The following is a 21,319-nucleotide window of genomic DNA, read 5'->3' as shown; positions in this document are numbered from 1 at the left end:
TTGTTACGTTATCACACCAGCTAAAAGCGCCATGTATGGCGGATTTCAGCTAGTAAACAGACCTGCAAACATGCCGGTATATTGCGTGACCAACTCCGCATCGGCTTTTTGCAATGCTTCCGGCTTCACGTCATCATCAGGACAGCCCGCCATAGTCTTGATTGCCTTTACATCGACTTTTAGTTGCTTGCAGACTTCAACAATTGCAGATTCCAGCGCAACCGCCTTGGCTAAGAACCGCAAGGCCGGGGCTTCGGCTTCCTGATTGCCTTGGTCGGCGTATTCGCAAGCTATCAGCATCAGCGCTCGATTTTTCCAATACTCGATTCCATATTGCCCGGCAAGCGTCATTAATGCGTGAATACGCCGTGTATAGTCGGCATGGGTGCTAAGGTAATGCCTGTGCTCGACGTGTGCCAGAATCGCATCTATTTCGCTCTCGTCATGCCTTGCAGCGGCTTCGATGGCAAGCGCCGCTTGTTCGTGCGGTGTCAGCCTGGCATAAAGTTTATTCACTTGGGCGGGCTTCATGGTCTGGCCTCCAATAGCTTTTCAAGCCGTTGCAAGCGGTCGGCCATTTCCTGCAATTCGATTAGCTTGCCTTGCTCGGCCAAAGCCCGAATCAGCATGGCACCAATGTCGGGCGGAACATTGCCGCTTAGCGTGGCTGTAACAACATTGCCGCCTGTTTCCGGCAAGGTGGAGCCGGTTTCGATAACGACCGGCAAGGCTTGCGGCCTGAGTGGCGGGCATATCCGGTCTAACAGCACCTTGGCGGCCTGTACATCGCCTTCCTTGGCTAATTCGACCAGTTTTCTAACCACGTCGGGCATATCGTCGGCAATGGCTTTTCTGAGCAATGTCGCCGGGGTTTTGTCTTTCGGTCGGCCCGCTGGGTTTCCGCTTTGACCGGGTTTGAATTTTGGCGTTGGCATAGTGTTCTGTTTCTGCATGTTTCAGGGATTCAGGTTCGCCGATTTTGGCCGCCGTGCAGTCCTAGCCGCTATTGCCGCCTGGAATCGAAGCGAATAAAACCTAAAACCCCCTTGGTAAATTATAAAGGTGTCCGAATACCGGGAAGAGGCGGTTAAAAAATGGCTCTGACTTGTCCGAATACCGGGAAGTTTTAGGGGCTGTTCCCGGTATGGGGACAAGTCATAAAAAACCTTGTCCGAATACCGGGAACGCTTGTCCTTATACCGGGAAGTCATTTTGATTTTTTCCGCATGGCTTCCCACTTATTCACGAACCGTTTATCTCGCTTTTCTGCGTTCTCTGGCTTCCATAGATTCGATGCAACGATGGTTGATTTAACATCCAACTTGCCGCCGCATTCGTCTATTGGTTGCCATGTAATCGCATATAGTGAGCATTGATTTCTACCGCCTTGCCTGGTTTGTTCAATAAAGCCAAAAGCCAGAAGCTCGGTCAGCGATTCGTCAATACTTCCTCGGGATTTCCAGCCGAATAATTCCATAATCTTGGGAGCCGCCGACAAGTCGCCATTATTTTTGCCGTTATATTGAGCCGTAAGGTTATCGAGCAAATGCGCCGCCTTATGGCTCAGAACGGCAGCGGGCGAAGGTGTACCCGCTGCGAAGTTAGGTCTAAAAATATGGTGAGGCTTTGCCGAAAAACTCCGGTTGTCTGTAGAGCGTTTCGGATGTTTCGCCACTACCGCTCCTTAAATCAAAACCGAATTAAGCCATTTAGAAAACCTCGCCAACCTTTGTTTAAGCTGGTTTATCTGGTTAAAATGGTCTTGAAGTTGTTTGATAAATGCCGCCTTTGCATTGCCGTGCGGGGCGGTTTCTCTCTGGCTAGTCATAACTAACCCCCTCTAACATATCCGCTGTGCGCTTTGCTCTTGATATGCGCTTGGCAATCTCGGCTTTGGCTTTCTGCTTCTCGATTTCCAGGCATTCGGTCAGGTTTGGCAATAAATCGCAAACGGTCGGAATGCCAAGGCCTAAGCCCAACGGATAAAGCTCGACCTCTCCACGCAAGCGATATGCGGCTTTTTTGCGGTCAGTCTCGATAATTAGGCCAAGTGCACGCATGTCGGCTATCGGCTTTCTGGTTTCGCTCCTGATCGATTTCAGCGACTCGATTGCATGCCAATTGCCATCTGCGAGCCTGGATAACAGCTCAAAATGGCGCTGTGGTACAAGCTGACTGCGCTTAATGCCGTCTGGCGGGGTGTAATTGATCTTCCTTGCGGACTCGTCCCCGGTTAGCTTTTTTTGCAGGTCTCTAGCCGCCAGTGGCGAAGTCGATCCGCTGTTTGCTTCGTAAACTTCTGAGCCGTCAACAATGCGTTGGATTTTGTACGGTGCTAAGTCGGTGCTATTCATTTCGCACCGCCTTGGTTTTGTGACTCAACCCAAGCGAAAAATTTTGATTCATCAATCAAGACTTTCCGGCCAATACGAACAACAGCGCCAGCCTTAGCCAATCCGTTGTTGTTTTCATTGAATATCAGCGCCCTGATACCGCCCTTAGTAAAGGCAGGATGCTTATTTGTGAATTGATTTACTGTGGAATAAATGATTGCCGTTTGTACGGCTTCGGTTTGTTGTTTCTGGGACATAAATCACCATCAATTATTAGTTGATAAAATTTATCTCCAGCGACTACCAAGATTTGCCGCTGTTGATGGTGATACTATAAGTAATTGATTTTTATTATGTTATTAGCTGCTCCTGTTTCCGTTAATGCCGTTTTTAGTGCCGTTTATTGCATAAAAAAACCGGTTTAGAGCCGGTTTTGTATTGAGTTATTATTTAAACCGCTTCCGATATTTGTCTAAAAAACTTGTTTTATATAACTTTTCACCGTCGTTTAGAGTGATGCTTTTCTTTGTATCAGAAACTACCTTTATTAAATCGCTAGTAAATTCACCAGAAACGATTTTCCCCCAGGCTTTTGGTCCTGGTAGGTCATCTCGGTAATTAACTTTATGTTTTTTAGTTATCTCGTAAATTAATAATAGACTTTCCGTTGTTTCTCTTTCTTTAGGGATTAGCTTTTTTCTTGGCTTAATTGCTGAGCCATCATTACTTGCCACATTTTCACTTTGTTTGCTGATACCCTGCCAAAATGCTTGCCAGTTGGCAGGGGAATCAATAAATGATTTTTCACCCGCTTGGGTTATTTCTTTACCAATAACACCTAATTGGATTGACTGCGTGAAGTAATTCACCAAGCCAGAAAAGTGAGAGCGCACCTGCTCTGTTTTTAATTGAAAAACTGGCTTATACCCTTGCAGAATATAAATTGCATCAACCCAAGACCAAGCGGCCAAATTGTTGTAGACTCGGTTATCTTCGTCAGTTAGCGTCTCAAGCGGCAATATATCGACGCCCCAATCTACGCCAGTTCTATTTTTTATTACATTTGAAATATAGTCTTTTAACTCTGGGATTACGGGAAAACCTTTCTGTACTGCCCACGCTATAGCTGAATTTGGTTTATAGAAAATCTCGCCTCCCACGATTTTATGAGGTAGATTCTCGGCCATTGCCTCTCGTTCAAGCCTAGTTCGCATGGCGTCGGCAAATTTTTGGCGTGGTGAATCAAGCAAGCCTTTTTCATACAGTTCAGAATCAATTCCAAATATGTTGCAAATAGTTTCTGATACGCTCCACAACGAAAGACTTAGAACACTCGGCCAATCAATGGGGGGTTGTGGCGGCATTTTTAATGCTTTGCGAATTACCGCACTTTCAATGTCATCATTAAGCGTGAAACTGTCCACTTCATCATCATTTAACCAATCATTCATCACACACCGCCGATACGTTGATTCATGCGTTCAACTGTCGTACTAATGTGGCTATCGGATAGGTGAGCGTACCGTTGCACCATCTGTAAAGTGCTGTGGCCCAATATAGCGGCAATATCAATCAAGCTCGCCCCTGATTGAGCCAAATAACTAGCGGCTGTGTGTCTTAGGTCGTGCCAGCGAAAATTAACAACGTCGGCGGTTTTTAGGGCATTAGTCCATGCCTTTTTAAGCTCGATTGGCTGTTGTGGGTGCGTTGGGCTTGGGAATACCAGTTGAGTATCTAACCGACGTACTTTGGAAAGTTTTTGCAATTCTGCCAAGGCTTCACCGGCTAACGGTACACGCCGACGATTACCGTTTTTTGTTTGGTGCAAGATAATGCAGTTTTCGGCTAAATTGACCACGCCCCACGCTGTACCTTCTGGCGGTGTTGCTGGTTCCCGCCAATAGAGGTTCATTGTCTCGCCTTGACGCATACCTGTTGACACCGACAGGATAAAAGCAGGGTATAGCAGTTCGTTAGGTGAGTTTTTACAGGCGACGGTTAGCCGTGCAAGTTCTTCATCATCAAGAAAGCGAACTATCCCTCGTGGCAACTCTGGCAACTCAACAATGCCGTCTTTAAGTGGGTTTTGATCCAACCAATGCCATTCAAGTTGGCAGATTTTTAAAACGTGACCAATCGAAACAAAGTGGCGTTTAATTGTCGCAGCGGCTAGCGGTCTGCCTTTGTTGCCGCCATGCTTTGCTAACTTATCCCGGCAGGCGGCAAAGTCTTTAGCGGTTAAGTCGGATAGCCTGCAATAGCCTATTTCAGATTTCCACCACTCAAGAATTGGCCCTCTTATCCGTAGCTCGTTGGGCTTAAATTTAAGTGGTGCAACGTCGGCAAGATAGCGGTCTATTGCTTCGCCTAGAGTGTGTTTTTTTGATTCGTTGGTCTTAAAGTGCCTATTTTCCTTAATAGCCGCCTCAGTCCGGGTTATCCAGTCCTTGCACTCAGTTAGCCGAGTAAAGCTTGCGCTTATCGACTTTTCCTTCTGGCCTTTAATCCGAATAGTGGCGGTATATCTAGGTTTTCCGTCTTTGCCGGGGCGTTGCTGAATGGTTGCCATGTTGTTTCCCTTGCAGGGTGGTGCATGGCATAATTTGACTAAGCCAGCACTTACCTTGAATAAGTGAATGGTCTAGGGTTTGGTGGTGTTGGTCGCACTGCCAAGCCCGTTTTTGTTTCTGGGGCTTATTGTAGCGTTGTTGCAATTTTGTTGCACTAATCGACAAATAACAGCAGCTTTTTGTAACAAGAGATAGCTTTAGATTGGCGCCAAGGTATTGAATTTAATTACTATATTTTTTTATCTGTTGTTATGGGTTTTGATTTGTACCGCACTCCTAAGGGACAGGTCGTACGTTCGAATCGTATCCGGGACGCCATTAATTATGAGCGTCAAGTTGTTATCTTAGTGGCCCCCAAGTGAAAGCCTTGGGTTCGCGTTCTGTCCCGATCTAAAAGGACAGGTAATTTCTCACCCGTCCCTTCAGTAATGCAAAAAGCCGCTCAGTAGCGGATTTTATCGGTCTGGATTTGCCATAGCCGGAACGGCTCCGCGGCGGATTCGATGGCCAGGTGCCGCATCTCAATCTGGCGTTGGTCGGCAGGTTTATCGATTTCAGTATAAATCAGACTGTCGTCGAAACCGGCTTGGGCGGCGTCGTCGCGGTTGCTGGCGAAATACACCGCTTCCAACCTGGACCAATAAATCGCGCCCAGACACATCGGGCAGGGCTCGCAACTGGTGTACAGCACGCAGTCTTTCAGTTGAAAGTCCTGCAGATACTGGCAGGCCTGGCGGATCGCCAGGACCTCGGCGTGGGCGGTGGGGTCCATGTTTTCGGTGACTCGGTTGCCGCTGGCGGCGATGATGCGCTGGTCTTGCACGATCAGCGCGCCGAACGGGCCACCGCCATTAGCGACGTTGAAACAAGCCAGTTCCACGGCTTGGTGCAGAAAGTCACGGTGCATCATAGGTCCAGCGGGTTGCGCGGATCGACATCGTCCATGAACGGCAGCCGGCGGTCTTCGTTGGTGATCTGGTAGACCTTGCCCAGCCAGTTGTTGAATACCGCTTTGGCCGAGTCGCGCCAAGTGATGTCCAAACGTTCGACAATTTGCTCCTCCGGCATCGCTTTCAGTTGCCGGCCACCGTGGCGGGCGGCTTGTACGTGGCTGGCGTATTCGGCCAGCAGGCGTTGCGCCGCCTCGTCGAAATAATGTTCCGGATACGGCGGATAATCGTCGCGTTCGGCCCGGTAATAGCGCAGTACCTCGCGTTTGTATTCTTTTAACAGGCTGATGTCGTCGTATTCCGGGTGGCCCTGGAAAAACACGATGCGGAAGCCGTCCGGGCTTACCGCCAAATGCACGCCGGCCTGGTCGCTGGCGACCAAGACCTTCAGTCCGTGTTTTTCCATGTCGCTGCGGAACACTTCGTTATAGCGCGAATGCGGTACGTCGAAACGGGTGTTAATCTCGGCTACCAACGGATGCGAACGGTCCACGACTTTATGCGAGTAGACGCCCCAGCGTTTGGCCGGCAGCCGGGTACGCTCGACGCCGTAGCAATGTTGGATCAAGGCATGGGTGGCCAAGCAGGAGCACAAAACCGAGGTGACGTTTTCCTTGGCCCATTCGAACACTTCGGTCAACGGCTGCCAAAAGTCTTCTTGCTGCAAATGGTCGTGGGTGACGTTGGCACCGCTGATGATCAGCGCATCCAGGCCGTCGCGCTTTATTTGCTCGAAACTTTCGTAATATTTTTCGATGTGTGCCAAGGCTTCCGGGCCGCGTTCCAGGCCGTCGATGGTAAACGGGTGGACGTGGAATTGGGCGATCTGGTTGCAGGCGCCGACCAGACGGAAAAACTGGCGCTCGGTCGCTTCCAGCGCCGCGTCCGGCATGATGTTCAACAGGCCGATGTGCAATTCGCGGATCGATTGGTGGGCGGCGCGGTCCGGGGTGAGAATCTCTTCGCCTTCTTCCTGCAAGCGGCGGAAAGTCGGCAATGCGGTATGAGCGACTAGAGGCATGGCAGTACTGCGCTCATACGGTTTCGCGAGCGATCGCGCTGGCGATCAGTTGGATGAAGTCGTCTTCGGTTTCCACTTTGGCGGTTTCGTCGGCGCTGACGGTGTAACCGTATTGGGCGGCAATCGCTTCGTAGCGTGGCACGCGGGCCTTGAACAGCTCGGGAAACACCCAACTGACGAATTCGTCGGGCGGAATTTGGTCGGTGTTTTGGTAGTTGCGTTCGCGCATGAATTGCGCCAGCTTTTCGTCGACAAATTCGGGCCGGTAATACAAGGGTTTCGGGTCCTGCTTGGCGCGGTCGATGATGGTCTGTTCCAGCGCCGGCGGGATTTTGATGTAGACGATCAGCGTGTGCTTGGCCAGATTTTCCAAGACTTCCGGGCAATCCAATTCGCAAACGCTGCCGCCGGCGTCGTTGATGAAGTGCTTGTAGCCGTAGATGGCTTCCGCTTTATGGATGAAGTCCGGCACGTCGTTCATCGCCGCGATTTCGGCCTGGTGGTGCAAGGCTTGGCGGCGTTTGAATTCGGCCTGGCTCAAGCCGCCTTTGCTCGGGTCGCCGATTTTGCCCAGAAAGCTGGATACCGGCGCCAGATTGTCGACGGTGATATTGCTGCAAATGTAGATCGAGTCCGACTTAAGCAGGTCCCGCAAAAACGGCACGCCCATCGCTTGCTGTTTGATATTGTCCAGGATCGGTTCTTCCAGGTACTTGGTGCCGATTCGGTAGTCGCCGGAATAATGGAACCATTTGTCCTTGGGCAATCTGGCCGATAGCGTGGTCTTGCCGGCGCCGGACATGGCCAGCAGCGTGATGCTTTTGGACTCCCAGTCCAAAAACTGTTGCGGGGTCATTCTCATAAAGTCGTAATCAATCCAAAAAGTCGCTGATATCCAAATCTTCCGAATCGGCGCGGGTATGGCGGTCCGGATCGGTATAGCCGAGATCGTCGGTTTCCAGGTCGTCGAACGGTGCGCTCCAATCGTCGGGATCTTCGATGTAATCGATGGTCGAGCCGTACCAGGATTCGTTGTCGTATTCGCCCAGGTCGCCGTTGGCGTATTGGACTTCGATGGATTCGTCGGCTCCCTCGATCGCCACGACCTTGAAGGTAAGATTGCTTTCCAAATCTTTATACCAACGGCCGATGACCGGATCTGCAATGGTTGTCATGGTTGCATCCTCGCTGTGTTGATGTGGTGGGCAATGATAGCGAGTTTAGCGGGGCGGTGCGAGTGCGGCGGCGCAAAACCGCGGCGAAATTCGATTAGAATGGCCCAACACTGGAACTTTTAAGCGGTTATGAACGAAGAGCGCATTATCGAATTGGAAATTAAACAAGCCTACCAGGAAGACTTGATTCAAGCGATGAACCAGGTGGTGGCCGATCAGCAAAAACAGATCGGCAAATTGGAAGAAACCTGCAAATTGCTGCACGACAAGATCAAGAGCCTGGCGTCGAGCATGTCGGAGCGGCCGTTGCTGCCGCTCGACGAACGGCCGCCGCATTACTGATCCGCGGCCGGTTTAAGACTTGGAGCGGTTGCGGTGGCCGGTTTTGCCGTGGTTGCCGGCCGCAGCCACGGTTTGTTTCGGTTGCGGAAACGAGCTGCAATCCAGATTTTTGCCGTGCAGGCGGCGGCAGAAATCGCGGCTGTCGTCCTGTTGCAGGCCGGTCCATTGGCTAAGCCAGACCGTGCCTCTCTTGTTTTTGCTTTTGACGATCCGCGGCTGGCCGTTTTTCGCCAACGGCCCCAACGCATTGCGGACCCGTTGCAGGTTGACGTCGGCATCGATTTTGCGCGGAAAGCTGCCTAGGCTGACGTTCCAAGATTGGCCGGTAATGCGCGGCTGCGGTTTGTTTGCCGCCAGCAGCCGGCGTTCCTTACTTTCCGGCGTTTCGTTGATACGGATCGGTTCGTAACGGCTGATGCTGCCGGAATCGGCGCCCATTTGCTCGGCGCTGCCGGCGCAACGGTTGGAGGCCAACTGAAACGGCGGCGGCAATTGGGCTGTGTCGTGCAATTGCGAAATATGCTCGCCAAGCTGGCTACTGCCGCTTTTGGCGAAGCCCATGTCCAACAAATTACTCATTTGCTCGAAGCGTTCGCCGCTGCTGTGGGCGCCCAGCAACACGCCAATGATCCGGTGGCCGTTGCGTTTGGCCGAAGCGATCAGGTTGTAGCCGGAGCCGCAAGTAAAGCCGGTTTTGAAGCCGTCGGCGTCGGGGTAGGTTTTCAGAATTTTGTTGGTATTCGGCATCACCCGGCCCTTGTAGCGGAATTCGGTTGCCGAGAAGTAATGGTAATACTGCGGGAAGTCGCGCAATACCGCCGCCGATAACAAGGCCAAATCGCGGGCGCTGCTGATTTGGCCGTCGTTAGGCAGGCCACTGGCGTTTTCGAACGAACTGCTGCTCATGCCCAGGCGATGGGCGGTTTGCGTCATCATCGCCGCGAAATTGCTCTCGGTCCCGCCCAGCCGTTCCGCCAAAACCACCGCCGCATCGTTGGCCGAGCGGGTGGTGACGGCCATGATCGCTTGTTCTACGGTCAGGCTTTGCCCGGCACGCAGGCCCAACTTGGAGCTGGGCATAGACGCGGCATGTTTCGACGCGTAAACGGTATCGGTTAACTTCAGGTCGCCGGATTCCAGCGCGGCAAAGGTCATGTACATGGTCATGACCTTGGTCAGCGATGCCGGATACCAGCGTTGGGTGGATTCGTTCTCGTGAATCACCCGGCCGCTGTCGGCGTCGATGACGATGGCCGCGTAGCGGGCAGCCGCAAACGGGCTTTGCAGCAGCAGGCAAGCCAGGGAGATCAGGGCTAAACGGGGCGTAGGCAGGGCGCTCAAGTTATTACTTTGCTCCAGGAAGGTAATGTAAGCTTATGAGGACATTATTTAATCAGAAATTTCACTTTCGACAAAGGTGGATTTCGGGGTGGTGCGGACGGATTCGGCAGTCCGAGTGGCGGATTTTTACCTGAATCGGCCGGGAAAACTCGACACTACTGGACCGTCGTGCCAATCTTGGCTCCGAAATCGCCCGCCGCCGGCACTGATCCGCAAAATAGCGAAGCCGGCGGTGGCTGGATCAGGCGTTGCTGCGCAGTTTGAATTTGTGACGGGCTTGGCGTTTTTGCAGCCAGCGAATCACGCCGGTAACGAACAGCAGCGGGCAGGCCAATCCGGATATCAACACCAGCCATTGCCCGATCAATCCGAAGGCCTCGCCGGTATGCAAAGGATGCAGCCAGTTGATCAGCGTGTCCGAACCGCCGAGATCGGCGGGATCGCTGACCGCCAGTATCCGGCCGCTGTATTGGTCCACCCAGACATTGGTTTTCGGGAAGCGTTGGCTAGGCTCGCCGTCTTGGCGCAGATTGATGCGGAAACTGCCGCCGGCGTCGTGCGGGGTTTCGATCCAGCACAAGCGGGCGTCGGGAAAAACCGACTGGCCGGCAGCGACGGCTTGATCGAGGCTAATCCGTTGTTGTCCGGGCGCTGATGGTGAGGATTGCGGTTTGGGCATGGCTTGTAGCGGCGAAAGATAGCCGAACAGCGGATTGACGTATTGCGGGATTTCCAGGGCAACGCCGGTCAGCGCCACAACCAGCATCACGATGAAAGCGTAAAAGCCCGCCAATTTATGCAGGTCGTAATTCCGCCGTTCCTTGCTGGCGTTGGCCTTAACCGTCAGCGCAGTTTTTAGTTTGCTTAACGGCGGCCACCACAGGTAGAGGCCGGAGATCAGCGAAATCAGCAAAATGCCGCCGACAATCGCCATCAGAATTTTGCCGGGGTCGTCCAGCAGCAGTTTGTAATGCAGATCGTACAGCCAAGTCATCGCAAACTCGCCCCAAAAGCGGTTCGCCAGCACTTTGCCGGTGTAAGGGTCGAGAGAAACCATCAACGGCGCAAAGCCGTGGTGGACGGTTTCCTCCGGCTTGTAATAGCGGGCGGTAACTGCGCGGCGCGGGTTTTCAGAAATTTCCAGCCGCCAGCCGCGTTGCCGGCTTGGTTCCGCCTGGCGTAAAGCTTGGTACAGGGCTTCGTAGCTTTGCCGCTGTGCGCCGGGCTGGGCGATGACCAATTGCGGATTCAGCCATTCGTCGAGATCGAGATAGAACACCAACAGGCTGCCGGTCAGGCCGACGACGGCAATGACCAAACCCAAGCTCAGCCCCAAGTAAAGATGGACCGCCAACCAAAGCCGGCGGGCGGTCTGTTTCTTGTTGGCTTTTAACGCAGGCGAAGCCATGTTTTAGTAGTCGAACTTGACGCTGACGGCGCCGTAAAAGGCGCGACCGTCGCCGGGAGAATAAAAGGCATACCGCTGGCCGGCGCCGTAGCTTTCGTCGTACCACAAGTATTCGCGCTGGGTATCGGTCAGGTTTTTCGCCTGGAATTGCAGTTCCACTTGTTTGGTTACCTGGTAACCCAAGTCCAAATTCAACAGCGCGTATTCGCCGTGTTTGCCGGCGTCGTTGGCTTGATCGACGAAGTAGTTGCCTTGGCCGCTGGTCCATAACGACGAACGCAGTTGTTGGGTAATTTGATAGTCGATACCGGCGGAAAACAGGTAATTGGGCGTATTCACGACTTGGTTGCCCGCGGTGTATTCCATGGCGTTGGCGACCACCGCCGGCGGATTGGTGATCTTGGCCTCCTGCAGGGAGTAAGCCGCCCAGACGCCGAAGCGGTCGGTCGGATACACTTTGAGTTCGATGTCCACGCCTTGCCGCTTGGTGGGGCCAATCATGGTGGAATCGGTACTGGCCAGATTGCGGCTGATTTCATTGCTGGCATCTTGCATCCAATAGGCCACCCGGCCTTCCGCCCACGCGACCGGAGATAATTTCACGCCGATTTCCCAGCCGTCGTTCAGAGAAGGGCCGGTATTTGATTGGTTTCGCCCGACAAAAGTGGCTTGTCCAAGGCCTACTTGGAAAGTCCGGCCCCAGTTACCGTAGAGGCTGTAGCCTTCGATAGGGGTGATCACCGCGCCAATTTTGGGTTGCGAGATGGTCCCGTAATCGTTGATCGGGTAGGAGCCATAGGTGGCGCCGGGACGGTAGCTGAAAAAATCGCCGTCGATCACGTCGGCACGATAGCCGGGCGTCAATTTCAACCATCTTGTCGGCTTGATCACGGCTTGGATGTAACCGCCGTAATTCATAAAGGTCCAATGCTCGTCGTTACGGATATTGGCGGCGCTGCTGGGGTTGGCTATGCCGTTGGTGGTTCGGTATTGCTTGTACTTGTTTTCTTGCTGTTGAAAGTCGAAGCCGGTTTCGATCGAGAAATCGTCCAGCCAACTGACTTGCGGGTGGTAGGTCAGCGATGTGATGGCACCGTACTGTACTTCGTCCCGGTCGCGTTTGACCTGGGAAAACGCCGGGTGAAACTGTACCAAGCGTTGGTCATCGAAAATATTGCCGTAAGCCTTGTTCGACCAGAACAAGGTTTCGCTTAAGTTGACGTCGAGATGGGCGCTGATCTGGCCCACGGTGCGCTTGCTGTAATCCAGCGGGTCGTGCGGTGTGGCTTGCGTCGTGCTGGCAAGTTGCTGCTGATAGGTCAGGTAACCCGGCTCTTGGGCGCCGGCCTCGCTCCAACGGGCGATCAAGCCGGCTTTATATTTGTCGCTCGGCGCATAGAACCATTTGCCGGAGAAGCTGTTCTTGTCGGAATCGCTGCGGTCGCGATAGCCATCGCTGGCTCGGTACGAAATCTGATAGTTCTGCGAAAAGCCGTCTTTTTCGTAGCCCAAGCCCGATTGGATCTCGTGGGTGTCGAAACTGCCGTAACTCATCCGGCCTTTGACGTAATTGCCGCCAGTGGAGGTGGTCATATTTACGTTACCGGCAATGTTATGCAGGCCGTAACGCGGATCGTTGGTGCCCCGTACCACTTCGATCGATTCGATATCCAGCGGAAACAAGGCATCCAAATAAGGCATGTTGCCGTCGTTGGAGTTGCTGGGAATGCCGTCGATCAACAGTTTCACCGCGTTGGTGCGGCCCTCGCCATTGAAGCCGCGGAACGAAAATTTGCCGGTGGTGGTGCCTTGTCCGAATTGGGTAATCTGCACGCCCGGCATGCGATGCATCAAGTCGAATGCAGTCAGGACGTTTTGGTCGGCGATTTTATCGGCGTACATGATATCCACCGACGTGGCGATGTCTTTGCTGGTCAGTTTGCCGTTTTCCTGTTGGTCGCTGACCGTAACTTCGCCGAGCGAGATGATCGAGTCGTCGCGGACCGCTTGCGGCTTCGGTGCCGGTGGCGCTTTCTTGATTGTGATAACGCCGTCGCCGACGTTTTCCGATTGCAGCCCGTGCTTGTGCAACAACTGCTCCAGCGCCTGCTGCACGGTAAATTCGCCGTGCAGCGCCTCGGCCTGGAGGCCTTTGACCAGCGAATCGGCATAAATCAACTTGGCGCCGCTGGTTTTCGCCAAGCTGTCCAGGCTGGCAGCCAGGCTTTGCGCCGGCAGATCGAGTTGGCTCGATGCGGCTGGGCCGGCCCAGCTATTGCCGGCGACTGCCAAAGATAAAGCCAGCACCGGCGCAACGGTGCGGCCGCGGTTGCGCTGCCGGTAAGGTGGATTGGTTGATCGGCTCATTGTCGTCTCCTGTGTAATGAAGGTAGGCCAGGCCTTTGCTGGCGATACCTGTCATAAACGAAGCAAGGCAACGAAACTGGACAGCGGCACCGAAAATAATTTTCGGCGGGGCGGAAAATGGGCTGAGGAGGCTGTGTCAGCGTTTATGCAACACAACCGTGTCTTTACCGCGCTGTACCCGCACCGGCAACATCGTTTGCAGTGCTTGTAAAAACGGCTGCAGATCGCCGGCGTCGAAACGTCCGCTCAGGGTTTGTTGGCCGAGCGAGCTATCGGCGAGCACGAAATGGAGATTATGGTAACGCTCCAATTCTTTGGTCACGTCGGCCAGCGGCGTGTGGTTGAACACCAACTGGCCGCGGGTCCAGGCCAACACCGGCTCGGCGTCGATTTTTTCCGGTGAATGCCAGCGGCCTTCGGCGTCGAGGCGGCGGCGGAAACCGGCGCTCAATACTTCTCCCAGCCAACTGCGGCCGACGCGCAGTTCCACTTCGCCTTCTAATACCGAAACCGAGGTTCCGCCTGAGTCCTGGTGGCGTACGTTAAACCGCGTGCCGATGTCGCTAATGTGCACTTTGCCGGCATGGACCCGAAACGGGCGCCAGCGCTCGTGCGCCACGTCGAATAGGGCTTCGCCCTGTTCCAGTTCGATTTCGCGGCGCAACCAGGTGACGCGGGTGCGTAAGCGGGTGGCGGTGTTCAATTGCAAGCGGGAACCGTCCGCCAACGCGATTTCGCGGCGTTCGCCGATTCCGGTCTGGTAGCTGGCGGCCGGAGCCGATAGTTCCTGCCAGGCCGCGGCAAGGGTTGCTGCGAGCAATAACCCGGACAACAGCGGCCGGCCCTGGCGCCAGCGCGGCGGCCGGGCGGCGCGAGCGTGCTCCAGCTCCGGCAAATCGGCCGATTTCAGCGCGTCCAGATTGCCCCAGAATTGTTCGACTTCGCTAAACGCTTGGCGATGCAGCGGGCTTGCCGCCAGCCATCGCTCGAATTGCCGGCGCTGTTCGGGATCGACGCAACTGGACTGTAACGCTACGAACCAGGTCGTGGCTTGTTTTAGGTGGTGCTGGGCGGGAGTGGTAGCGGTCATCCGGAGATTTCAGACGGGTCTTGGACAAATAGCCGGTGCGAGTTTACCCGATTCGGGCGCGGGATGGGGCGGTACCCCGCGACGGCCAAGACTATGGCGGGGTATCGCGGCAATATTCGTGGCAATGCAACATCGCTTTGACCAATTGGCGTTGCACGGTTTTTTCGGAAATACCGAGTTGCTCGGCAATTTCCCGGTAACCGAGTTCGTCGATTTTGCGCAGCAACAAGATATGCCGGCATTGGGCCGGCAACGCGGCGATCGCGTCCAGCAAGCGCCGGTAGCGTTGGTTGACGATTGCGGCATATTCCGGCTGCGGCAAAGGGCAGGGGGCGTCGTCCGGCAAGGCTTCCAGTCGCGCGCTGAGGCGCTGGCGCTGGCGGACGAAATCGATCGCCAGCCGCTCTGCGGTGCGGAACAGGTAACCGCTCAGATTGTCGGTATGAGCCAGCCCGTCTTTACGCAACAGGCGCAAATAGGTTTCCTGGCTCAAGTCTTGTGCCGTGTCGGGGCATTTGACGCGCTGTAACAGAAAATGCACGATCGCTTCCTTATGGTCGCGAAACAGCGCGGCAATCTGATCGGCGGGAATGGCGGCAGCGGACAAGGCGGGCTCCGGTGGCAGAAGATGGAGCCCGTTCCAAGCAATTTATATGCCAGTCCCGCCGTAGTAGTGGCGATCCCGGATTTTCAAAGCCGGAGCGGAAAACGCGGCGGAATTTTGCCGGCAAATTTAATTAATCTAAGTTAAATGACGCGATTGATCGGGCATATCGCGCATGTTCGGATCGGGCCGATTCGGCGGCCGCCGGCGCACGCGGCGGCCGGAATCGGCCTCAGACCGAGCGAATGCCAAGTTCAGCCGGAGCCGGGTTTGCTATATCATGCCGCTACCATTCATTAAAAAAATTCCAAGGGGGAGGCTATGGATAAACTCAGAGCGTTGGGTCTGGGACCTGCGGGTCAAGACGAGCAAGCGGTCAAGCGGCAATTGCATTTGTATATCAATTTGAAATTGGCGTCCTGCGGCCAACCGACCTGTATCGATCAGGCCTCGGCCCAGTTCATGGATACCGCTCAGGATTTATTGAACAGTTATCTGGAGAAAAGCCGGCAATTGGCCAGCTCCTCGTTGTACCCCGCCGACCGCCGGATTCAGGATTTCCTTGATCGCTATTGCGGCGATCTTGGTCTCGAAAAAGTGCCGTCGCTGCCGACCATGACCTTTGAATTGGACCGGCACGGCGTGGCCCGCGAGCTCTCGTTGCCGATGGGCGAAGACGAATTCCGCTCCGAAATCGTATCCAGTTTCCGCGTCAAACAAGGGGTTTTGCATAATCCGGCCAGCGACCGCCGCACCACTCAAGGCTCTTTCCACATTGCCGAAGGCGGCTTGCCGGTGCCCGGCGACAAAAAGCAGGTGCCGCAGCTAACCTTTGCCTTGATGCTGGCCGAGGCCTTGAATCCGCCGCAAGACTTGCTGACGCTACCCTTCACCGCCAATCAACCGCAGCCGGCGCACATGTTCGCCTCGTTGTTGCTGCGTCCGGTGGTTTGTCCGGAAATTCCCGGCGTCGCCGCCGAGAAGTCGATGGAAATCCGCTTTTTCGCCCCTGGAAATCTGGTCAGCAACCTGGATTTCGTCGAGAGCATTTTCGGTAACGGCGGCAATCCGGCCTTGCCGGAATGCGATGCGGCACTGGACGTCGAACATTGGTCCGGCCACAGCGGCTGCGTGATTCTGGCGCCGCATCTGGTCAAACTGACCAAGAAACAATTGGGCTTGCCGCACTGGACCGATGCCAGCGAGCGCCAGCGCGCGGAGGGCATGTGCTGGCAGGACCCGGCCGAGCTGTATAACGACGGCCAGGCCTTTAAATTGACTGCCCGCGACCGCTCCGGCGTCATCGTCACGCTGTTGGCCGACAATTATTACGGCTATTGCAAAAAGGAAGTGAAAACCCAGATCAGCTATGCTGCCAACCTGTTCGGCCTGGCCGAGGAAGAGCATGCCGGCGGCGCGCTGGCCTTCCGCCGCTTCAACCACGGCGACGAATTCGGCATCGGCAGCCTGACCCGCGAGCCGGGCTACGATTTCGACGACATGGTTTACCGCTACGGCGCGATCATGGACATGCAGCCGGAAGGCTATGCGGTGGACAAGCAATACCCGGACATCATCTATGTGCCGCAAGATCTGCGGATGAGCTTGAACAACCAGAAAATCACCTGGATCAGAAACGGCCAGAGCCACAGTATCCGCTTGCAACCCGGCAAGATTTACGTGCAGCCCAACGGCTACAAGATCGAAATGTGCAAGCACCCCGGTGCACCGTCCTGGCGCTTGATCGGTACCGTCGCGGAAGGCACGTTCTGCCACAAACCGTGTACGGTTTCGGGCGGCGGCAAGTCGGAAATTTCCAAATCCATCGAGGATGCGGTGATTTACGGGCCGCTGTTCGTCGACGATTTGCAACACGATCTGGACCGGGTGCAGGCGATTTTCGACAAGGATTACACCGGCCGCTTCCTGCCGGGCTACGAGTACGAAGACCGCGATCCGGCCCGCAAGATTCTGAGTCCGGAGCGCAGCTTGGGCTCGGTCATCAAGTTATTGACGCCGTCCAGTTACCATACGCCGGAGTTCAACAACTGGCTGAAGTCGATCCCGCCCAGCATTCTGGCTTTGGTGTTCCTGATCAAACGTTTTTACCGGGAGGAGTGGGGCGAACACTGGCGCGACCATTTGTCGGTGGATGTGATCGACGGTGCGCCGGGCCACGAGCTGAAACTGAACCAACGCAAGATCGTCGCCACCTATTTGCGGGTCGGCTTCGACGCCGAAGGCGGCTGGCGCACCTTTAAAGTACGCCAGGACTACATCGCCTGCGAGAAAGTGCAGATGGAAGACGACATCAGTGCCTCTGTGGTGGTGCCGACCGCGGCGGTGCTGCCCTGGCTGCCGGACGACGGCTACCAGATGAGCTTGAAGCTGGTCACCAACTGCGAGTACCGGCTGTTCCAGCGCCCGGACGATGCGATCATTCCCGGATACGATAAACAGACCGAGCTGAACATGTCCGGTCCCGGCAACTTCATGGCCAATTTCGAACCGTTGGACCGCGAAAAGCTGGCGGCCGTGGTGGAAGACGTCATGACTTTTTCCAAATTTACCCCGCCGATGCAAAGCCTGTTGAGCGAAGCTTACCGCGACGGCAAGGGCTTTGTCGTTTCTTCGGCGCATCCGCGGTTGGTGAACGGCAAACCGTCGAAAAATCCGCGCTATCTGGAAACCCGGGTCGATGTGGTCAAACCGCTGCGCAAATACGTCGCCGAAGTCGGCGCCCGCCTGCACCGGAAAATCCCGCTGAACCAGCCCTTGTGCCATCCGGTGGATGCGGTGCTGACCGGCCGGCGCAATAACCCGCCGGAACCCGGCATCCGGCCGTTGGCGGTGTACAACCCGATTCATTACCAGGAGTTGCCGGAGCTGTTCATGGACTTCATCAGTTCGCTGACCGGCAAATCGCCGTCGACGACCGGCGCCGGCAGCGAGGGCGCGCTGACCAAAGGTCCGTTCAACGCCTTGCGCGGCATCACCGACCTGAACAACACGCTGGTGTCCTACATTCTGACCGGCTATCCCGGCTTTTCCAGCTCCGCCGGCCATATCGGCCCCGACACCCGGGTCGACCACGACATCAGCCTGTTGATTCCGGAAATCTGGGCGCGCTTGTCGCGCCGGGAGCGCGAGGCCGATTACCTGTTGCAACACGGTTATCTGGAGCCGCTGACCGATTTCGAACACAAAGGCCAACTGGTCATGGCTAGCCGGCTCGGCTACCGTATCACCAGCCACTTCGTGCATAGCCTGATGGGCAAGATCTTCGACAACCCCTACGCGGTGTTCACCGACGAGATTCTGCAACCGGAACGGCAAAATCTGGAGGTGTTCGTCGACGGCGTCAACAATATCGTCGAAACCCAGCAGCGCGTGGCGCAGCAATATCTGGACGACGGCAGCATCGAAGACGCCTGCCCGCCGTTGTATGCGCTGCTGCACATCATGGCGATCGGCCATTATCAGGGCAAGGACGCGCACCATCCCGAAATTCGGGCGATGTTTACCCGCGACTATTTGTTGGCCGCGGATTGGTACCGCGAGAGGCTGGAAATCAAACAGCAACGCGAGCTGGCGCTGTGGCAACGCCACGTCGGCTATCTGGAGGCGTTTTTGCGCGACAACAGCCATCAGGCCGTGGTCGGCGAATTGAAACTGGCCGAGCGTTTGCAGCGGGCGCAACGCAAACTGCAGGAACTGTCCGGACCGGCCTATCTGGAATCTCTGGTCGGTACCCTGGGCGCCGATCCGCTAGGGCCTTACCGCTGCGTCACCGCATAAAGCGCCGGTTGCCGGCTGTTCGCCACGGAGCGCAATGCTAGACGAACAGCCGGCGAAACTCGTCTATCGGCAGCGGTTTGTGGAAGAAATAGCCCTGGCCGCGGTCGCATTGGTGCAGCTGCAATAGCTCCAGTTGCTGCGCGGTTTCCACGCCTTCGGCCTGGACTTTCAGGTTCAGGCCGTGGCCCAGGCCGATGATGGAACGCACGATACAGGCATCGTTCTGGTTGTCGTAGATATCGGCAACGAAGGATTTGTCGATTTTCAGCGTGTCCATCGGAAACCGTTTCAAATAGCTGAGCGAGGAAAAACCGGTGCCGAAATCGTCGATCGCCAGGCGAATGCCCAGGTTTTTCAGTTCCTGCATTTGTTTGACGGTCTTCTCGAAGTGCTCGACCAGCATGCTTTCGGTAATTTCCAGCTCCAGCCGCTCGGCCGGAAAGCCGGTTTCCGCCAAGATGCCGCGCACGCTGTCGACCAGCGTGGTTTTCTTGAACTGGCGCGCCGACAGGTTGATCGCCAGCAACAGCTTCCGCTCGTGCAACGGCGCCGCCATAAAGTCGCGGCAAGCCGTGCGCATGACCCATTCGCCGATTTCGACGATCAAGCCGCTGTTCTCGGCGATCGGGATGAATTCGTCCGGACCGATCGGGCCGATGGCCGGCATCCAGCGCAACAGCGCTTCGGCACCGATAATCCGGCCGCTGGCCAAATCGACTTGCGGCTGGTAGGCCAGCGAGAATTCGTTGCGGGCCAGGCCATGGCGCAAATGGTTTTCGATGTTTAATCGGCGCAAGGATTGGGCGTTGGCCGAGGCATTGTAAAACTCGAAGGTGTTGCGGCCGTGTTGTTTCGCCAGATACAACGCGTCGTCGGCGTGTTTCAACAGTTGTTCGCTGGTCGTCGCGTCCTGCGGGTAGACGCTGATGCCGAGGCTGGTGCTGACGAACAACTGGTGGTCGTCGATGAAAAACGGTTCGTTGACGGTGTTGATCACGCGCTGGGCAATCTCGCCGGCGTCGGCCGGGCTGGTCAAATTCAGGCCGATCAGCGCGAATTCGTCGCCGCCGAGCCGGGCCACGGTTTCTTGTTCGCGCAGGCAGGCCGAAATGCGTCTGCCGACCTCGATCAGCAATTTGTCGCCGACCAAGTGCCCCAGCGTATCGTTGATGTTTTTGAAACGGTCCAGATCCAGATAGAACAGCGCAAAAATTTGTGGATTGCGCTTGGCTTGGTGGATGGCTTGTTCCAGCCGCTCGTTGAATAGAGAGCGGTTGGCCAGGTCGGTCAACGGATCGTAGTACGCCATGTGGCGGATGATTTCTTCGGTATCCTTACGGTCGCTGATGTCGTGGATGATGGAGACGAAATGGCTGATCGAATTGCTCTCGTCGAGGATGGGCGCGATCGATTCCAGGCACCAAAATAATTCGCCGTTTTTTTTGCGGTTCAAAAATTCGCCGTGCCAGGCGGAGCCGCTCAATAAGGTGGCCCACAGGCCTTTGTAAGTCTCGTCGGCGGTCAGGTCGGATTTGAGCAGGTTGGCTCGTTGGCCTAACACTTCGTCCGCCGAGTAACCGGTAATCTGGAAGAAGGCCGGGTTGCAATATTCGATACGGGTTTGGGCGTCGGTGACGATGACCATGCTCGAGCTGTATTGCATCGCCAGCGTTAATTTGCGCAGCTCCTGTTCCGTTCTCTTATGGTTTTCGATTTCTCTGGCCAGGGCCGAGTTGGCCGCGACCAATTGGGCTTGGCTCGGTATGGCCAGGATTTTCGGCACCAAGGGCCAAACCAGTGCCGCCGTCGTAATCGAACTTATGGCCGTGGCCAGTTTGACGAATCCGGACAGCCAGTAATCGGGCACCCAGACATTCCAGATGCTGAGCAAGTGGGTGGTGCCGCACAGGAAGATGAACAGGCCGAACAGCCAATAAATCCAGCTAAACGGAATATCCTGGCGTTTTTTCAGGATGTAGACCAGCGCGAACGGGATCGAGTAATAGGACAACACGATCAATGTGTCGGACACCACATGCAGCAATAGCAGATCGTTCTGCCACAAATAACATTGGCCGTGAGGCATGTATGGGTGCATGTCGAACAGGTGGTCTGGCATGTTTCGCTCGCTATAGGTTTATCGAGCGCCGGAAGGCGCCGGTCCGGGTACCGGCGATTCTGGCCCTGTCGGTTTAGGATACTCGCGTTCCGTCTAACTGGCGGGCAAGCTTAACGTAAATTCCTGTTGAAAAAAACAGGTTAATAACGTGGGTCTGTTGCTGGGGGATTACGCGGTCAGGCAGGATGAGCCCGGATCACC

19 protein-coding genes are annotated in these 21,319 nt (G+C 55.2%); 2 read left to right on the top strand and 17 right to left on the bottom strand.

Translation table 11 applies throughout. The features are described from left to right. Positions 1–45 precede the first annotated feature (45 nt). The 11 genes from MKFW12EY_RS18560 to MKFW12EY_RS18510 all read right to left on the bottom strand — a co-directional run bounded on the left by MKFW12EY_RS18560 (position 46) and on the right by MKFW12EY_RS18510 (position 8,049). Complete coding sequence (locus MKFW12EY_RS18560) at positions 46–531, bottom strand: hypothetical protein (protein WP_054760605.1); 486 nt, start codon at positions 529–531, stop codon at positions 46–48. After that, entirely contained in the window at positions 528–935 is a 408-nt protein-coding gene (locus tag MKFW12EY_RS18555) for a DUF5681 domain-containing protein (protein WP_054760632.1), read from the bottom strand. The genes MKFW12EY_RS18560 and MKFW12EY_RS18555 overlap by 4 nt, the downstream gene beginning before the upstream one ends. 272 nt (positions 936–1,207) lie before the next feature. Beyond that, positions 1,208–1,675 (bottom strand): hypothetical protein, encoded by a 468-nt coding sequence (locus tag MKFW12EY_RS18550; RefSeq protein WP_221053540.1) that lies wholly within the window; start codon positions 1,673–1,675, stop codon positions 1,208–1,210. Positions 1,676–1,820: 145 nt separating this feature from the next. Further along, positions 1,821–2,354: a hypothetical protein gene (locus MKFW12EY_RS18545; RefSeq protein ID WP_054760609.1), complete on the bottom strand. Its 534-nt coding sequence runs from the start codon at positions 2,352–2,354 to the stop codon at positions 1,821–1,823. Continuing rightward, on the bottom strand, positions 2,351–2,590 hold the full coding sequence (locus MKFW12EY_RS18540) for a hypothetical protein (protein WP_054760611.1): 240 nt from the start codon (positions 2,588–2,590) through the stop codon (positions 2,351–2,353). The genes MKFW12EY_RS18545 and MKFW12EY_RS18540 overlap by 4 nt, the downstream gene beginning before the upstream one ends. A 189-nt stretch (positions 2,591–2,779) precedes the next feature. Continuing rightward, positions 2,780–3,784 carry a hypothetical protein gene (locus tag MKFW12EY_RS18535; RefSeq protein WP_054760613.1) on the bottom strand — a complete coding sequence of 335 codons (1,005 nt, stop codon included), beginning with the start codon at positions 3,782–3,784 and terminating at the stop codon, positions 2,780–2,782. Further along, a complete protein-coding gene (locus MKFW12EY_RS18530; protein ID WP_221053539.1) occupies positions 3,784–4,902 on the bottom strand; it encodes a tyrosine-type recombinase/integrase in 1,119 nt (372 codons plus the stop codon). The genes MKFW12EY_RS18535 and MKFW12EY_RS18530 overlap by 1 nt, the downstream gene beginning before the upstream one ends. Positions 4,903–5,345: 443 nt before the next feature. Continuing rightward, positions 5,346–5,813, bottom strand: coding sequence for a nucleoside deaminase (locus MKFW12EY_RS18525; protein ID WP_054760615.1), 468 nt, complete (start codon positions 5,811–5,813; stop codon positions 5,346–5,348). After that, positions 5,810–6,874 carry a homoserine O-succinyltransferase MetA gene (metA, locus tag MKFW12EY_RS18520; protein ID WP_221053538.1) on the bottom strand — a complete coding sequence of 355 codons (1,065 nt, stop codon included), beginning with the start codon at positions 6,872–6,874 and terminating at the stop codon, positions 5,810–5,812. Before metA ends, MKFW12EY_RS18525 begins: the two co-directional genes overlap by 4 nt. Positions 6,875–6,887: 13 nt before the next feature. Continuing rightward, entirely contained in the window at positions 6,888–7,736 is an 849-nt protein-coding gene (locus MKFW12EY_RS18515) for a hypothetical protein (RefSeq protein WP_054760618.1), read from the bottom strand. A gap of 10 nt (positions 7,737–7,746) precedes the next feature. After that, positions 7,747–8,049 carry a DUF6763 family protein gene (locus tag MKFW12EY_RS18510; RefSeq protein ID WP_054760620.1) on the bottom strand — a complete coding sequence of 101 codons (303 nt, stop codon included), beginning with the start codon at positions 8,047–8,049 and terminating at the stop codon, positions 7,747–7,749. A gap of 129 nt (positions 8,050–8,178) precedes the next feature. Here MKFW12EY_RS18510 and MKFW12EY_RS18505 point away from each other — a divergent pair, with 129 nt between their 5' ends. Further along, the gene (locus tag MKFW12EY_RS18505) at positions 8,179–8,391 is read left to right on the top strand and encodes a SlyX family protein (RefSeq protein WP_054760621.1); all 213 of its coding nucleotides are present in this window, start codon (positions 8,179–8,181) and stop codon (positions 8,389–8,391) included. Between the two features lie 12 nt (positions 8,392–8,403). Here the strand turns inward: MKFW12EY_RS18505 and MKFW12EY_RS18500 are convergent, their stop codons facing one another. The 5 genes from MKFW12EY_RS18500 to MKFW12EY_RS18480 form a co-directional block, all read right to left on the bottom strand. Further along, positions 8,404–9,732 carry a D-alanyl-D-alanine carboxypeptidase family protein gene (locus tag MKFW12EY_RS18500; RefSeq protein WP_245006353.1) on the bottom strand — a complete coding sequence of 443 codons (1,329 nt, stop codon included), beginning with the start codon at positions 9,730–9,732 and terminating at the stop codon, positions 8,404–8,406. A gap of 241 nt (positions 9,733–9,973) precedes the next feature. Continuing rightward, positions 9,974–11,140 carry a PepSY-associated TM helix domain-containing protein gene (locus MKFW12EY_RS18495; protein WP_054760623.1) on the bottom strand — a complete coding sequence of 389 codons (1,167 nt, stop codon included), beginning with the start codon at positions 11,138–11,140 and terminating at the stop codon, positions 9,974–9,976. A 3-nt stretch (positions 11,141–11,143) separates the two neighbouring features. After that, positions 11,144–13,507, bottom strand: coding sequence for a TonB-dependent receptor (locus tag MKFW12EY_RS18490; protein ID WP_054760626.1), 2,364 nt, complete (start codon positions 13,505–13,507; stop codon positions 11,144–11,146). Positions 13,508–13,643: 136 nt separating this feature from the next. Then, positions 13,644–14,597, bottom strand: coding sequence for a FecR family protein (locus tag MKFW12EY_RS18485; protein ID WP_221053537.1), 954 nt, complete (start codon positions 14,595–14,597; stop codon positions 13,644–13,646). Positions 14,598–14,688: 91 nt separating this feature from the next. Beyond that, positions 14,689–15,204 carry an RNA polymerase sigma factor gene (locus tag MKFW12EY_RS18480; protein ID WP_054763291.1) on the bottom strand — a complete coding sequence of 172 codons (516 nt, stop codon included), beginning with the start codon at positions 15,202–15,204 and terminating at the stop codon, positions 14,689–14,691. 318 nt (positions 15,205–15,522) lie between these two features. Here MKFW12EY_RS18480 and MKFW12EY_RS18475 point away from each other — a divergent pair, with 318 nt between their 5' ends. Next, on the top strand, positions 15,523–18,999 hold the full coding sequence (locus tag MKFW12EY_RS18475) for a PPi-type phosphoenolpyruvate carboxykinase family protein (RefSeq protein WP_096876483.1): 3,477 nt from the start codon (positions 15,523–15,525) through the stop codon (positions 18,997–18,999). A gap of 37 nt (positions 19,000–19,036) precedes the next feature. Here the strand turns inward: MKFW12EY_RS18475 and MKFW12EY_RS18470 are convergent, their stop codons facing one another. Then, a complete protein-coding gene (locus tag MKFW12EY_RS18470) occupies positions 19,037–21,118 on the bottom strand; it encodes a putative bifunctional diguanylate cyclase/phosphodiesterase (protein ID WP_064025347.1) in 2,082 nt (693 codons plus the stop codon). Positions 21,119–21,319 lie beyond the last annotated feature (201 nt).

Origin of the sequence: Methylomonas koyamae, from assembly GCF_019669905.1 — a bacterium.
GTDB lineage: Bacteria > Pseudomonadota > Gammaproteobacteria > Methylococcales > Methylomonadaceae > Methylomonas > Methylomonas koyamae.
Note: the sequence above shows the minus strand (reverse complement) of the source record. Positions and strands in the feature narration are given on the sequence as shown.

Excerpts from the sequence above, each read along its gene's own strand:
- MKFW12EY_RS18560 (WP_054760605.1), bottom strand. The coding sequence starts at position 531 with ATGAAGCCCGCCCAAGTGAATAAACTTTATGCCAGGCTGACACCGCAC.
- MKFW12EY_RS18555 (WP_054760632.1), bottom strand. The coding sequence starts at position 935 with ATGCCAACGCCAAAATTCAAACCCGGTCAAAGCGGAAACCCAGCGGGC.
- MKFW12EY_RS18545 (WP_054760609.1), bottom strand. The coding sequence starts at position 2,354 with ATGAATAGCACCGACTTAGCACCGTACAAAATCCAACGCATTGTTGAC.
- MKFW12EY_RS18540 (WP_054760611.1), bottom strand. The coding sequence starts at position 2,590 with ATGTCCCAGAAACAACAAACCGAAGCCGTACAAACGGCAATCATTTAT.
- MKFW12EY_RS18535 (WP_054760613.1), bottom strand. The coding sequence starts at position 3,784 with ATGAATGATTGGTTAAATGATGATGAAGTGGACAGTTTCACGCTTAAT.
- MKFW12EY_RS18530 (WP_221053539.1), bottom strand. The coding sequence starts at position 4,902 with ATGGCAACCATTCAGCAACGCCCCGGCAAAGACGGAAAACCTAGATAT.
- MKFW12EY_RS18525 (WP_054760615.1), bottom strand. The coding sequence starts at position 5,813 with ATGATGCACCGTGACTTTCTGCACCAAGCCGTGGAACTGGCTTGTTTC.
- metA (WP_221053538.1), bottom strand. The coding sequence starts at position 6,874 with ATGCCTCTAGTCGCTCATACCGCATTGCCGACTTTCCGCCGCTTGCAG.
- MKFW12EY_RS18515 (WP_054760618.1), bottom strand. The coding sequence starts at position 7,736 with ATGAGAATGACCCCGCAACAGTTTTTGGACTGGGAGTCCAAAAGCATC.
- MKFW12EY_RS18510 (WP_054760620.1), bottom strand. The coding sequence starts at position 8,049 with ATGACAACCATTGCAGATCCGGTCATCGGCCGTTGGTATAAAGATTTG.
- MKFW12EY_RS18505 (WP_054760621.1), top strand. The coding sequence starts at position 8,179 with ATGAACGAAGAGCGCATTATCGAATTGGAAATTAAACAAGCCTACCAG.
- MKFW12EY_RS18495 (WP_054760623.1), bottom strand. The coding sequence starts at position 11,140 with ATGGCTTCGCCTGCGTTAAAAGCCAACAAGAAACAGACCGCCCGCCGG.
- MKFW12EY_RS18490 (WP_054760626.1), bottom strand. The coding sequence starts at position 13,507 with ATGAGCCGATCAACCAATCCACCTTACCGGCAGCGCAACCGCGGCCGC.
- MKFW12EY_RS18485 (WP_221053537.1), bottom strand. The coding sequence starts at position 14,597 with ATGACCGCTACCACTCCCGCCCAGCACCACCTAAAACAAGCCACGACC.
- MKFW12EY_RS18475 (WP_096876483.1), top strand. The coding sequence starts at position 15,523 with ATGGATAAACTCAGAGCGTTGGGTCTGGGACCTGCGGGTCAAGACGAG.
- MKFW12EY_RS18470 (WP_064025347.1), bottom strand. The coding sequence starts at position 21,118 with ATGCCAGACCACCTGTTCGACATGCACCCATACATGCCTCACGGCCAA.